15 protein-coding genes are annotated in these 13894 nt (G+C 54.5%); 3 read left to right on the forward strand and 12 right to left on the reverse strand.

The features are described from left to right. Window positions 1-17: 17 nt before the first annotated feature. The 7 genes from mnmH to ppiB form a co-directional block, all read right to left on the reverse strand. The gene (mnmH, locus tag AOY23_RS17105) at window positions 18-1100 is read right to left on the reverse strand and encodes a tRNA 2-selenouridine(34) synthase MnmH (RefSeq protein ID WP_054180402.1); all 1083 of its coding nucleotides are present in this window, start codon (window positions 1098-1100) and stop codon (window positions 18-20) included. Window positions 1101-1207: 107 nt separating this feature from the next. Further along, on the reverse strand, window positions 1208-2275 hold the full coding sequence (purK, locus tag AOY23_RS17110; protein ID WP_054180401.1) for a 5-(carboxyamino)imidazole ribonucleotide synthase: 1068 nt from the start codon (window positions 2273-2275) through the stop codon (window positions 1208-1210). Further along, window positions 2272-2781, reverse strand: coding sequence for a 5-(carboxyamino)imidazole ribonucleotide mutase (gene purE, locus AOY23_RS17115; protein WP_054180400.1), 510 nt, complete (start codon window positions 2779-2781; stop codon window positions 2272-2274). Before purE ends, purK begins: the two co-directional genes overlap by 4 nt. Window positions 2782-2898: 117 nt before the next feature. Beyond that, complete coding sequence (locus tag AOY23_RS17120) at window positions 2899-3840, reverse strand: DUF1848 domain-containing protein (RefSeq protein ID WP_054180399.1); 942 nt, start codon at window positions 3838-3840, stop codon at window positions 2899-2901. Next, window positions 3837-4712: a hypothetical protein gene (locus AOY23_RS17125; RefSeq protein WP_054180398.1), complete on the reverse strand. Its 876-nt coding sequence runs from the start codon at window positions 4710-4712 to the stop codon at window positions 3837-3839. Before AOY23_RS17125 ends, AOY23_RS17120 begins: the two co-directional genes overlap by 4 nt. 60 nt (window positions 4713-4772) lie before the next feature. Continuing rightward, window positions 4773-5495: a UDP-2,3-diacylglucosamine diphosphatase gene (lpxH, locus tag AOY23_RS17130; protein WP_054180397.1), complete on the reverse strand. Its 723-nt coding sequence runs from the start codon at window positions 5493-5495 to the stop codon at window positions 4773-4775. 3 nt (window positions 5496-5498) lie between these two features. Further along, window positions 5499-5993 (reverse strand): peptidylprolyl isomerase B, encoded by a 495-nt coding sequence (gene ppiB / locus AOY23_RS17135; RefSeq protein ID WP_049847239.1) that lies wholly within the window; start codon window positions 5991-5993, stop codon window positions 5499-5501. Window positions 5994-6165: 172 nt separating this feature from the next. Between ppiB and cysS the strand changes: the two genes are divergently transcribed. Then, window positions 6166-7551, forward strand: a complete 1386-nt coding sequence (gene cysS, locus AOY23_RS17140) for a cysteine--tRNA ligase (protein ID WP_054180396.1) — start codon at window positions 6166-6168, stop codon at window positions 7549-7551. 40 nt (window positions 7552-7591) lie between these two features. Here cysS and AOY23_RS17145 read toward each other — a convergent pair whose 3' ends face one another. From AOY23_RS17145 to folD, 5 genes are all read right to left on the reverse strand, one after another. After that, the gene (locus tag AOY23_RS17145) at window positions 7592-8113 is read right to left on the reverse strand and encodes a metal-dependent hydrolase (protein ID WP_054180395.1); all 522 of its coding nucleotides are present in this window, start codon (window positions 8111-8113) and stop codon (window positions 7592-7594) included. A gap of 74 nt (window positions 8114-8187) precedes the next feature. After that, on the reverse strand, window positions 8188-9204 hold the full coding sequence (gene malI / locus AOY23_RS17150; RefSeq protein WP_054180394.1) for a Mal regulon transcriptional regulator MalI: 1017 nt from the start codon (window positions 9202-9204) through the stop codon (window positions 8188-8190). 87 nt (window positions 9205-9291) lie between these two features. Continuing rightward, on the reverse strand, window positions 9292-10791 hold the full coding sequence (locus AOY23_RS17155; protein WP_054180393.1) for a PTS transporter subunit EIIC: 1500 nt from the start codon (window positions 10789-10791) through the stop codon (window positions 9292-9294). Between the two features lie 228 nt (window positions 10792-11019). Beyond that, window positions 11020-11232, reverse strand: a complete 213-nt coding sequence (gene ybcJ, locus AOY23_RS17160) for a ribosome-associated protein YbcJ (RefSeq protein ID WP_054180392.1) — start codon at window positions 11230-11232, stop codon at window positions 11020-11022. 1 nt (window position 11233) lies between these two features. Then, the gene (gene folD / locus AOY23_RS17165; RefSeq protein ID WP_054180391.1) at window positions 11234-12100 is read right to left on the reverse strand and encodes a bifunctional methylenetetrahydrofolate dehydrogenase/methenyltetrahydrofolate cyclohydrolase FolD; all 867 of its coding nucleotides are present in this window, start codon (window positions 12098-12100) and stop codon (window positions 11234-11236) included. A gap of 431 nt (window positions 12101-12531) precedes the next feature. On the opposite strand from folD, the gene fimA reads away from it, so the two are divergent. Both fimA and fimC read left to right on the forward strand, forming a co-directional pair. Beyond that, window positions 12532-13083, forward strand: coding sequence for a type 1 fimbrial major subunit FimA (fimA, locus tag AOY23_RS17170; RefSeq protein ID WP_054180390.1), 552 nt, complete (start codon window positions 12532-12534; stop codon window positions 13081-13083). A 133-nt stretch (window positions 13084-13216) separates the two neighbouring features. Beyond that, a complete protein-coding gene (gene fimC / locus AOY23_RS17175) occupies window positions 13217-13885 on the forward strand; it encodes a type 1 fimbria chaperone FimC (RefSeq protein ID WP_407830033.1) in 669 nt (222 codons plus the stop codon). Window positions 13886-13894 lie beyond the last annotated feature (9 nt).

Genomic DNA, 13894 nt, shown 5'->3' on the forward strand with positions numbered 1-13894 from the left:
TTCCCGCCTGTTTCAACCTATTTTCTCAGCCACGCTTTCACGCTCTGCCAGTTGCCGCGAAAAACGATATTGCCGGCTTTGCGCTCCAGCTGATAGCGGTACATCGGATCGTAATACTCATTCAACAGTGGCACCAGCCAGCTGAAATGCGCCTCGGTTGAGCCTGTCCGCTGTTGTTGCAGCAACGCGGTGTCGAGATAGTCGGTCAACTGCGCAAAGCGCTGTAACCCCAGACGACGGCGGATAGCGAACAGCCCGTGATGCAGATAGTCGCTGTACGCCTGCCAGCCCGCGTCTTCCCCCATCGCAGCGATAAAATCGTGATGCATGCGGGTGAAATACTCTTCCTGCAGACGTTCGAGACGAATATCAAACGGATCTTCCACCACCGCAATCGGCGACTGCGCCATGCGCTCCCGCAGACACTCCGGCAGATGGTTAGCGCCGATCATATGGCTTTCATCTTCCAGCACCCAGCGCAGGTTATCGTTCTGCTGCGCGTTTTTCAGCAGCGCTACGGCCAGGTGATTTTCGAACGTGGCCTGCGGCAGTTGCGCCTGTAACGTGCGGCCAAACGATGACCCGCGGTGGTGCGCCAGCCCTTCGAGATCAATGCCCTGCGCCATCTCGCGCACCAGTTGCGTTTTGCCGTTGCCGGTACAGCCGCCGACCAGCACCAGCGGGTGTTGCACCAGTGATTCTGTCGCCTGAATGGCGGCCTGGCGCAGCGCTTTATAGCCACCGGCTACCAGAGGAAAATCGACGCCATTTTCTTTCAGCCATTGCTGAACGATGTGTGAACGCTGTCCGCCGCGGGCGCAGCTCAGGTATCCGTGCGGATGACGGGTGCAGGCCTCGCGCCAGGCGGTGAGACGTCGGGCGCGTTTTTCGCCGCTGACTAACTGATGACCGAGCGCCAGCGCGGCTTCCGAACCCTGGCGTTTATAGCAGGTGCCAACAGCGGCACGTTCGTCGTCATCCATCAGCGGAATATTTACGGCGGCGGGCATGGCGCCCTGGCTGAATTCAACCGGGGCGCGAACGTCAATAATGGGGATATCCGCGCTGAGGATCGCGCAGTAATCCGTCCCATCGTTCATGGGCAAATCCTTCTGTGAAAGCTGAGCCGATCAGGGCATCGGGGAAGTTTACGCGCCATGAGGTGTGCCGGGGAAGAGGGAAAAGCGGAATTCCCCGGCGAAAGCGGTTATTTCAGATGATTTTGCACCCACGCGATGCCACTGGCATATTCGGCGGGCAGAATCGGTGTCAGCGCTTCGAGCGTGGCGTACAGCCTGTCGGTGTCGCTGTCGTTCAGATTGAGATGCCCGACTTTGCGGCCCGGACGCACGTCTTTGTCGTACCAGTGCAGATGCACCAGCGGCAGCTTCAGCCAGTCGTAGTTCAGGTCGGTGCCGATCAGGTTGATCATCACCGACGGGCTGTTGACCACCGGCGGCGGCAGCGGTAAATCAGTCACGCCGCGCAGATGCAGCTCAAACTGGCTGATTGACGCGCCGTTCTGCGTCCAGTGCCCACTGTTGTGAACGCGTGGCGCCAGTTCGTTAATCAACAAGCCTGATGGCGTGACAAAACACTCCATCGCCATCACGCCGACGTAATTCAGTTCGTTCATGATTGCGGTGAGCATCTTCTCAGCCTGCGCCTGCTGCTGAGCATCGGCCTGCGGAAACGCCACGCTGACGCGTAAAATGCCGTCCTGATGCAAATTGTGCGTTAGCGGGTAGAACACGGTGCTGCCATCATGGGCGCGGGCACCGACCAGCGACACTTCGCCGGAGAATTTAATGCCCTGCTCAACGATGCATTCGCCGTAACATTCCTGCGGCAGCTCGTCGGTTTCACCCGCGCGCAGACGCCACTGACCGCGACCGTCATAACCCCCGGTACGGCGCTTAACGATTGCCAGCTCGCCAAGACGCGCAAACACGCCCGGCCATTCGCTGGCGTCTGCCAGCAGTTGCCACGGCGCGGTGGGCAATCCGAGCTTATCGAACAGTGATTTCTGAGTCAGGCGATCGGCGATAATCGGGAACACGTCGCGGTTGACGAACGCCGGGTGACGCGCCAGTTCGCGGGTCAGCGCCGTTTCCGGCCAGCGTTCGATTTCAGCGGTGATCACGCTCTGATGAAACGGCACGGCTTCGGGATCGGCCTCCAGGCCGACCGGCCAGACGGCAATGCCCAGCGGTTCACCCGCCTGGCGCAGCATCCGGCCAAGCTGACCGTTGCCGAGCACGCAAACCTGCTTCATGCCGCACCCCGCGGATCCGGGTTATTCAGTACGTCATCGGTTTGTGCTTTGCGCCAGTCACTCAGACGCTGGTGCAGGGCCGCGTCGTGCTGGGCGAGAATTTGTGCAGCCAGCAGAGCCGCGTTTGCCGCACCCGCTTTACCGATCGCCAGCGTGCCAACCGGAATGCCGCGCGGCATCTGGACGATGGAGTAGAGGCTGTCGACCCCGCTCAGCGCGGCGCTTTGCACCGGCACGCCGAGTACCGGCACCAGGGTTTTCGCGGCAATCATGCCCGGCAGATGCGCCGCGCCGCCCGCGCCCGCAATAATCACCTGATAGCCGTTCGCTTCCGCGCTTTCGGCAAAGCTGAACAGTTTGTCAGGGGTACGGTGAGCGGAAACCACTTCGGCGTGGTACGGAACATTCAGGGCGTCGAGAATTTCGCTGGCGAACTGCATGGTTGCCCAGTCGCTTTTGGACCCCATAACGATGGCGATACGTGCCGGATTAGTGCGGGAAGACATGCGTCTTAAAACTCCTGTGGGTGTCATACACACTGCTGCAGAGGGCACAGAGAATAGCACGGAAAACCGGCAAGGAAAACGGTTGCGCAGCCATGAAATCACGATACCCGAAGAGGGTCAGAATAAATTCTGCTGGAAGATCACCGGTTGTAACAGGTGTGGATCCACCCCGGTGGCGTCACCGAGTAAAAAGGGGCTGTGGGGATCGTGCTTTTTGAAATTGCTGTTCGCCAGGTTGTGATTGAAGGTGGCATAGCAATATTTGCAGCCATGCAAACAGGTATTGTATGCCCCGATATCAATGCTTTTGATACAACCGCAGGCTTCACGCTGACCGGGATCTTTACTGCTTGCCAGTGACAGACCAAACAGCGTGTTGATCAGCGCGTCGTCGATGCATTTGCCATGCAGAATGCCCTGCATCGCCAGGTCAACGTCCTCGGCACAGGAATAAATCTCCAGACCATGCTGCCGGGCGATGTCCGCCATCTTTTGCGAGAGCGACAAGCAGAGTTCATGGTTGTGGGTAATATCGCTGTACACCAGTGAATCGACGGTTTTCAGGTTTTTTTCGGTTTTCTGATAGAAATCCGCAAAGCTAATCACGACGCGGCGGGTGTGGCCTTCCAGTTCACCCGCCAGTTTGCTGAACAGGCGAAGATGCTCATCAAAAGGCAGCATGTTAGAGAACAGGATAGGATCGTAACGCCAGATCACTTTGTCAGCGCCCACTTTCGCTGACAACTGTTTAAACACATCGATCGCCTTATGCGGGTTCAGCGTTTTTGCTTCCAGTACGCGCGGGTAACCCGTAATGGTGAACTGGAAATAAAAGCGATGCCCGAGTTCGCTCAACTCATCAAGATAGGGGAGCAATTTTGTGGGGTTGCGCGTCCAGAACACGATGGCATCAACATCTTCTGGCAACAGCGAGACGCGCGATATCTGATGATAGTTAAACGGATTGCGGGTCAGCAAAAACCCCGCACGAATACGGTTCATCAACCATTCGCTATAAAACGCAGGAATGTCAGTGCGGCGACTGGCGCTGATGATCATCGCGTGTATTCCAGAATTTGGTAGTTCATATAGCTGTTCGTCAGCACCGGATTATGGACGACCCGGCATTTACAATCCAGCTCTGCACCTTCTTCGCAAAGATGTTTTCCTTCTTCTGGATAGTCGAAACCATAATTTATTGCTTTTAATCCTAAAAATTGTTTTCCGCCCCGGTAAAACGTCTCATCACTGGGATCTTCAGTTGTGAAGCCCTGCTTTAACATCGCGTCATGAACGAGTGAAAAAAGTTCAACATGATGATGGTTGAGGTTGTGATTGACGGTAATAAAAGAATTGAGGAAGTAGACGGTATCTTTTGGTGTACTGGCTATTTTGCTGGCGAACGCCTGCATATCAATATTTTCAGCAATATCACCCAGTGATTTCGGGAAGATAAAAACATCCGTATCATTAAGTTCAGTTTGCGTGATGTCGGCAATGGACATCGTTTTTAAGCACAGGTTATTGTCGCTTTCAGGAAGTAAATCTCTTGTTTTCCATTTGCTGATGTCATAACCAGAATAATCGAATTCAATATCTTGCAGATTATGCATAAGCGCAAAGTAATCCGGATAGAGGCCGCAGCCAAAAGAAGAGACATTTATTTCGTCTACGCCTTTCTCTTCCAGCCTTTCGGCTAACTCACTGGCAAGCACACAATATTCAAAGTAATAAGCGGGAAGGTATTTTAGCGCATAAATTTTTTGATAAATTTCATCATCATAATTGCCATTTACCGGTGATGCTTCAGAGTAACCACACAAATCACCATCCTGCATGATGCTGTCATAAAAATTATTGACAACCTCATGGATAAAATCACGTTCTATGTTCATAACGATCCCGCAATATTTATTATTTCGTTCCAGCATAGCGGTACCGGAACCCGGGATGATGATCTACATCAGTAGAACATAGCGGGAAAAGCAAATTTAAAACGGGAAGGCGATAAGTTCAACGTTCTCAGCTGTCACTTTGATCATCGACCCTTCGCTGTGCCAGGCACCCAGCACGGCGCGAAACGCCTCGTCGCCATTGGCCTGTAAGGCATGGATCGCCGGGCGATGGGTGTGCCCGTGGATCAGCCATTGCACGCGGTGTTTTTCCATCACGCTGACCACCGCCTGAGGGTTAACGTCCATCACTTCTAAGGATTTACTGCTGTTAGCGGCTTTACTGCCTGCGCGCATGCGGGCGGCGATTTTCTGGCGGATAAACAGCGGCAGGGCGAGAAACAGCGTCTGGATCCACGGCGTGTGCACTTTTTTGCGAAACGCCTGATAGCCGGTATCGTCAGTACAGAGCGTATCGCCATGCATGATCAGCACCCGGCGACCGTTGATGTCCAGTACCTTTTCTTCCGGCAGCAGGAGCATTCCGCTTTCGCGCGCGAAGCGTTTGCCGACGAGGAAATCACGGTTGCCGTGGATGAAATAGCAGGGAACGCCAGCATCCACCAGCGCGTGAATGGCGGCGGCAATTTCACGATGCAGCGGGTTCGGATCGTCATCACCGATCCACGCTTCAAACAGATCGCCCAGAATACAGAGCGCGTCCGCCTGACGGGCTTCACCGTTTAAAAATCGCAGAAAACCGGCGGTGATCGCCGGTTCTTCTGTGTGCAGATGTAAGTCTGCAATAAAGAGTGTCGCCACGAATTACTCGCTGACGGTCACGCTTTCGATGATGACGTCCTCTTTCGGCACGTCCTGATGCATCCCGCTGCGGCCAGTGGAGACGCCTTTGATCTTGTCGACGACGTCCATCCCTTCAACGACTTCGGCGAAGACGCAGTAGCCCCAACCCTGCAGGCTTTCGCCGGAGAAGTTGAGGAAGTCGTTATCCGCGACGTTGATGAAGAACTGCGCAGTAGCGGAGTGCGGTGCTTGAGTACGGGCCATTGCCAGCGTACCACGGCTGTTTTTCAGACCGTTATTGGCTTCGTTTTTGATCGCCGCTTTGGTCTCTTTCTGATGCATGCCAGGCTCGAAACCGCCGCCCTGGATCATAAACCCATTGATTACACGGTGGAAAATGGTGTTGTTGTAGAAACCTTCGCGGCAATAGTCCAGGAAGTTCTTAACTGTTTCAGGCGCTTTTTCATCAAAAGTTTTGATAACGATATCGCCATGATTAGTGTGGAAAGTAACCATTTTTGCATCCTGTTCCGGTAGAGTAGTGCGTAGACCCAACAGTGGGTCAGATGTAGGGGGCTGTTATAGCATAACCTTGGGGCGGGATCATCTTGCAATGTGTGCTGCTTCCGGATTGAATTACGGGTAGAATACGCGCTTTTCGTTCACACACGGATATATGGAATCTTCGATGCTAAAAATCTTCAACACCATGACTCGTCAGAAAGAGGAATTCAAACCCATTCGTGCCGGGGAAGTCGGCATGTACGTGTGTGGCATTACTGTTTACGATCTCTGTCATATTGGTCATGGTCGTACGTTCGTGGCGTTTGATGTCGTGACACGCTATTTGCGCTTCCTCGGCTACAAACTGAAATACGTGCGTAATATCACCGATATCGACGACAAAATTATTAAGCGCGCGAATGAAAATGGCGAAAATTTTGTCGCGCTGGTTGATCGTATGATCGCCGAAATGCACAAAGATTTTGATGCACTTAATATTCTGCGACCGGACAGCGAACCGCGCGCCACGCACCATATTCATGAGATCATTGAGATCACCGAACGTCTGATTGAACGCGGTCATGCTTATGTCGCAGATAACGGCGACGTGATGTTCTCCGTACCGACTGATCCAACCTACGGCCAGTTGTCGCGTCAGGATCTGGATCAACTGCAGGCAGGCGCACGTGTTGACGTGGTTGACGTCAAGCGCAACCCGATGGATTTCGTGCTGTGGAAAATGTCCAAAGCGGGCGAGCCGAGCTGGCCGTCACCGTGGGGCGAAGGGCGTCCGGGCTGGCACATCGAATGTTCGGCCATGAACTGCAAACAGCTGGGCACCCATTTTGATATTCATGGCGGCGGTTCGGATCTGATGTTCCCGCATCACGAAAACGAAATTGCGCAGTCCACCTGTGCGCACGATGGCGAATACGTCAACACCTGGATGCACTCCGGGATGGTGATGGTGGATCGCGAAAAAATGTCCAAATCGCTGGGCAACTTCTTTACCGTTCGCGACGTGCTGAAGTATTACGATCCAGAAACCATCCGCTATTTCCTGATGTCCGGTCACTACCGCAGCCAGCTGAACTACAGCGAAGAGAACCTTAAACAGGCGCGTTCGGCGCTGGAGCGTCTGTACACGGCGCTGCGCGGCACGGATAAGTCCGCCGCACCAGCAGGCGGCGAGGCGTTTGAAGCGCGTTTTATTGAAGCGATGGATGACGATTTCAACACCCCGGAAGCCTATTCCGTGCTGTTCGATATGGCGCGCGACGTTAACCGTCTGAAAACGGAAGATGCCGTAGCGGCAGATGCGATGGCGTCACATATGCGTAAACTCGCCGGTGTGCTGGGTCTGCTGGAGCAGGATCCGGAAACTTTCCTGCAGAGCGGTGCGCAGGCGGATGACGATGAAGTTGCGGAGATTGAAGCGCTGATCAAACAGCGTCTGGAAGCCCGTCAGGCGAAAGACTGGGCCGCGGCTGATGCGGCGCGCGACCGTCTGAACGAAATGGGCATCATCCTCGAAGACGGCCCGCAGGGCACCACCTGGCGCCGTAAGTAAGTCAGTCATGCCCGGTGGCGTTTACGCTTACCGGGCTTTTTTACCGTCGCCTCCACCACAATAATCCCATCACCACCACGCCCGGCAACCACACCCACAACAGCTCAGACATGATCACCTGATGACCGTATGGCGTGGTGTAGCGCGACAGCGCGAACGGTGCGACTTTGATCACCTGCCACGGCGCAAAAAAGCGTTCATCCGACCACGGCCACAGCCAGCCAACGCCTCTGCCGCCGGTGGTCACTGAATCCAGCAGGCTGTGCGACAGCAGCGATACCGTCAGAAACAGCCAGCAACGCATCAGGCTGGCGCGAAACCATCGTCGCCCGATGAGCACGCACAGCAGCGGCACCACGAAAGCAAACAACAGCGAATGGGTGAACCCGCGATGGCCGAAAATATTGCCGTAGGCGATGCCGAATTTGAATGCCAGCACGTCGGCATCCGGCAGCATCGACAGCGCTATACCTGTCAACAACAGGCGAGGGGGAATAACGCGGGTGCCGAGCCCCAGTCCGAGGCAAAGCGGAACCGCAGCATGGGTAATGATGGTTGGCATAGGGGATCATCCGTGGGGGAAAAGCATAATATAGCAGTAACCTCAGCGGGATAAGCAGAGGGCAAATTCTGAAATCAGGCGGATTCGCGGGCGATAAGCTGCCCTGACAGCGTGATGCGCTGAACCTGCAATTCCGGCTCTTTGAGCTTACGAATCATCAGCGTTGCCGCCTGGCGACCGGTCTCTTCGCTGGCGGACGACACATAGGTGAACGACGGCGACGTCAGATTCACATGCAGCATGTCTTCAAACCCAATCAGCGCCACCTGTTGGGTGAGGAAAACGTCTTTACCCACCGTGCGCCCCACCTGATGAATACCGCTGATGGAGCCGATGATCGCGTCCGGCGAGTGGCAGAGCAGGGCGGTGATAGTGTTGTTTTTTTCCAGCAGTTGCCGGGTGGCAATGCTGGCAGCGTGGGTGTCGTCACTGCAGGCCGGTGTGGATTCATCGCGCCAGACCATGCCGTACTGCGACAGCGCGCTGTGAAAACCCAGCAGACGCTGCTGGCGAATCATGTCATTTTCGCGCCCGCCAATGTAGGCGATGCTGCGGTGCCCGCGCTCAATCAGGTAGCGGGTGGCCAGACTGGCGGCCTGGCGGTTGTCGCGCATCACCAGATGGCAGTTCTCTTCCAGTAGTGATTGCGATACCACCACCAGCGGCAGCGGGCACTGGCGCATTTTCTCCGGCAGATGCAGTGTGGTGGCGTCAGACGAAAGGTAAATCACTCCGGCCACGCCCTGCTGTTTGAACGACAACAGGCAGCGTTCCAGATGATCATCATCGTTCAGCGGCTGGCCGAGAAACACCATATAGCCCTGTTTTTCCAGCTCCTGCACGATGCTGGCCATCACTTTAATCGAAAAGCTGTCGCTGAAGTCACGCAGGATCAGGCCGATGAGATTTGACGTATTTGCGCGTAGATTGGCAGCGGCGACGTTATGGACGTAGCCGAGTTCGGTGATGGCGGTGTGGACTCTCTCGATGGTGGCGTCGGAGATTTTCCCTTTCTGGCGCAGTACCAGTGAAACGGTTGAGACCGAAACTCCCGCCAGTTTCGCGACATCAATAATACTGACTTTCTTCAAATCCACTCCCTGAAAAAGTAAGCTGGTCAGCCAGATACCTGCCCGTCTCCTGCCACAGCAGGAGACGTTCAGCGTATCATTTTCCTGTTATTTGCCAATCATCGTCGACATAGTTTGTGCAATAAATTGCGCTCTGGCGCCAAAAATCACCTGAATGCCGTTATCGCCCACAAACACCACGCCGCGCGCGCCGACACCGTTGAGTCCGTCTTTGTCCACTTTCTCGCTATTCGCCACTTCCAGACGCAGACGGGTGATGCAGGAACCAACGGAGTCGATGTTGTGCGCACCGCCCAGCAGAGCGATGATCTCGTTCGCCAGTTCGGTATCGGTTTTGTCTTTCGCGTCTGATGTCACCTCAGTACGACCCGGCGTTTTCACATCAAAACGACGGATAACATAGCGGAAGGTGAAGTAATAAATCAGCGCCATCGGAATACCGACAATTACCGCGTTGAGGAAGTTGGTCTGATAACCGTTCAGCGACGGCACGATGCCAAACGACAGATAGTCGATAAAGCCTGCGGAGAACGACTTGGCGATATGCGCATGCAGCAGGAACATGGTCATATACGCCAGACCGGCCATGATGGCGTTAAAGACGTAGAGAATTGGCGCCACGAAGATAAAGGTAAACTCAACCGGCTCGGTGATCCCGGTCAGGAAGCAGGTCAGCGCGGCTGAGAACAAAATACCGGAGGCAATCTTTTTGTTTTTGGTGTGCGCTTCGTGATACATCGCCAGACAAGCTGCCGGCAGCGCGAACAGCATCAGTGGGAATTCACCCTGCATGAACTTACCGGCGTTCTGGTACGTATCGCTGCTGAACGATTTGACGCCTTCTTCCAGCATTTTGAACCAGATGGTCTGGTCGCCGTGGATCACCTGACCGGCCTGCGTGGTGTAATCACCAAACGAATACCAGAACGACGGATACCAGATGTGGTGCAGACCCAGCGGGATCAGCGCGCGTTCCACGAGACCAAAGATGAACGTCGACGCGGCCTGATTGTCACCATTCACCACCAGTGACAGCGCGTCGATACCAGCCTGGATGTGTTGCCAGACATAGGGCAACAGCAAACCGAGCACGAACGAGAGACACGCGGCGGCGATGGCGACAAAGCGCTTGCCGGAGAAGAAACCGAGGAATTCCGGAAGTTGCATTGCGTGGAAGCGGTTATAGCACCACGCGGCGAGGATCCCGCAAATTAAGCCCCCGAAAACACCCATCTGTAAGGTGGGAATACCAACCACCATCGCGTATTTCCCGCCCTGCGACGCCATTTCCGGCGTAATACCGAGGACGGTGCTGATGGTGATGTTGGTGACAAAAACCGATACCGCCGCCGAGAGCGCGGCAATCCCGGATTCTGACGCCAGACCGACTGCTGAACCGATCGCAAACAGCATTGGCAGGTTGTCGAAGATAACCCCACCCGCGTTCATCATTAGCGGAAGGTGGAACTTATCCCCGAACGCCAACAGCAAACCGGCAGCGGGCAGTAAAGAAATTGGCAGCATTAATGCGCGGCCAATCATCGACAACTTAGACAGCGATTTAACAAAACCTGATATCAGACTCATGCTGATTTCCCCCGAGTGGAGACCCTGATGTGCGCGTTTACGCGTTATTGTAGTGAGTAGAACGTTATAGTAGAACGTTCTACTTATCGTGGAATAATCTGATATCCGCCGCAACTAAATTTTCACATTCAGGGCAGACGAGTTTGTGATTCTTTGAAGTTGATCGAGAATTAACCGTTATGGCTGTGGGGGAAAACCCTCTCCAGGCGAAGAGGGTTGGAAGGCGAATCAGGCGACGACAGTAATGCTCTGTCCGTCAAAGCTTACCGTCTGACCGGCGAGGATCTTGCAGCGCTTGCGGGTTTCCACCACGCCATCCACCGTCACCTGCCCGTCAGCGATGAAAATTTTAGCCTGGGCGCCGCTTTCGCTCCAGCCTTCCAGTTTCAGCAGATCACACAGTTCAACGTGCGGGTGTTTACCTAACGAAAATGTGGCCATCTTACGCCTCCTCCACATCATGGTATTCTTCGCACGCCTGCAGCGTGTTCTGGATAAGCGTTGCCACGGTCATCGGACCGACACCGCCCGGCACCGGGGTGATATACGACGCGCGTGCGGCGGCATCATCAAAAATCACATCGCCCACCACTTTGCCGTTTTCCAGACGGTTAATGCCGACGTCCACGACAATCGCGCCCTCTTTGATCCAGTCGCCAGGAATAAAGCCCGGTTTACCGACGGCGACGATCAGCAGATCGGCATGTTCAACGTGGTGACGCAGGTTTTTGGTAAAGCGATGGGTCACGGTCGTGGTGCAGCCTGCCAGCAACAGCTCCATGCTCATCGGGCGACCGACAATATTGGACGCGCCGATAATGACCGCGTTCAGGCCGTAAGTGTCGATGTTATAACGCTCCAGCAGCGTCACAATGCCGCGTGGCGTGCACGGGCGCAGGCGTGGCGCGCGCTGACACAGGCGACCGACGTTGTATGGATGAAAACCGTCGACGTCTTTATCCGGCGCAATGCGTTCCAGCACCTTCACATTATCAATGCCCGCAGGCAGCGGAAGCTGAACCAGAATGCCGTCAATGTGGCTGTCAGCATTCAGCGTATCAATAAGTTCCAGCAGTTCGGCTTCGGTGGTGGTTTCCGGCAGATCGTAAGAGCGGGAGATGAAACCCACTTCCTCGCAGGCTTTGCGTTTGCTGCCAACATAAATTTGCGATGCAGGGTTGCTACCGACCAGCACAACAGCCAGTCCCGGGGCGCGTTTTCCGGCGGCGATACGCGCCGTCACTTTTTCCGCAACCTCAGAGCGCACCTGCTGCGCAATCGTTTTACCGTCAATAATCTTTGCTGCCATCAGAGAGAGGATTCCATCTGTCATCAAGAAAAGGGGGATTGCGCATATTTTGTCAGAAGCGGGGCGTGATGTCAGTCACCGTTTACGTTTTTATCGTGGGCAAGCCTGCTGTCACGCCGTCAGTGGCAATCCCGTAATATCGATGAGGCTTTTCTTATTCCTGTTTAAGACGTGGCTTAGCGCAATGAAAGTCTTTATACGTATTTTGAATGAGTAAGTTGGGTTAATTTATCTGCGGCATCAGGGACATTATTTATTCCAGAGAATAACCGCTAATTCCTTTAATTCGCGGGGCAATGTACTGCCAATTAATCACTCTCAGCGGGAAGGCGGGGGTCATCAGGCGGATATTATTATCTGTCATGGTAAATCACACGGAGCGTACAGGAAGCACGCGACGGATGTGCGTTTTTTCAATTCAAGGAAAACCCATGAAATTAAAAACTCTTGCTGCGGCGCTGGTGGCAATGTCAGGTCTTGCAACCACCACGGCAAATGCGGCGGCAACGTCTGTTAACGGCGGCACTGTACATTTTGAAGGCGAACTGGTGAACGCGGCCTGTGCGGTAAGCACAACTTCTTCCAACCAGACGGTGGAACTGGGTCAGTACCGCACCGCGACCTTCACTGAGACCGGCGATACCTCAGCGAAGATCCCGTTCAGCATTGTGCTGAACGACTGCGATCCGACGGTTGCTGCGACGGCGGCCGTTGCCTTTAATGGCCCGGTTGATGCTGACGATAACACCCTACTGGCGGTGAGCTCAGGCGATAACAGCACCACGGCGGAGGGGGTGGGTATTGAGATTCTGGACAACACATCCAGCGTATTGACCCCGAACGGCGCGGTGTTCTCTGCGGCACAGAATCTGATTCAGGGTACCAACACCCTGCACTTCAGCGCGCGTTACAAATCGACGACTGACACCACCACACCGGGTCAGGCAAACGCTGACGCGACTTTTGTGATGAAGTACGAATAAGGCCATAACGCCATCAGGATAATCCCGGCCTCAGGGAGGAGGCGCGTACAACAGATTTATCCCTGACGCGATGACATTCGCCCGCAACAATAAATACAGGTATACAGTTATGGACAAGTTTTTCAACCCGGGGATGGTTGTCGCCGTTTTATTATTCATTATTTGGTTACCCGCAAAGGCGGCAGGCGGAATTGCACTGGGGGCAACGCGGGTTATTTATCCGGCAGAGGCTAAGCAAACCTCATTATCTATTACCAACAGTAATGCGCAGGAGCGTTACTTAATTAATGCGTGGATTGAAAACAATAACGGACAAAAAGAAAAAACGTTTATCGTCACGCCGCCACTGTTTGTCAGCGAAGCCAGCAGTGAAAACACGCTGCGTATTATTTATGCCGGACAGCCATTGCCTGCCGATCGTGAGTCGCTGTTCTGGATGAACGTCAAAGCCATTCCTTCAGTCAATAAAGAGAACGCCAGCGGTAAGAACGTGCTGCAACTGGCGGTGCTGTCGCGCATCAAGCTGTTCGTGCGCCCGGCGAATCTGCCGGTGCAGCCTTCTGAGGCGTTGTCGCAACTGACGTTTGCCCGCGTCGGGAATCAACTGAAAGTCACTAACGCCTCACCGTATTACATCACGCTGGTCAATCTGAATATCGCCGGTAAAAAACTGGAAAACCTGATGGTGGCGCCGAAAAACAGCGGTCAGGCGGCAATACCCGCCGGGGCGCAGGGGGCGCTGAGCTGGCAGAGCGTCAATGATTACGGCGCCATCACCCCCGCACGTCGCGTGCAGTTATAACCGTCATGC

This window comes from Trabulsiella odontotermitis (assembly GCF_001297775.1).
Lineage (GTDB): Bacteria > Pseudomonadota > Gammaproteobacteria > Enterobacterales > Enterobacteriaceae > Trabulsiella > Trabulsiella odontotermitis.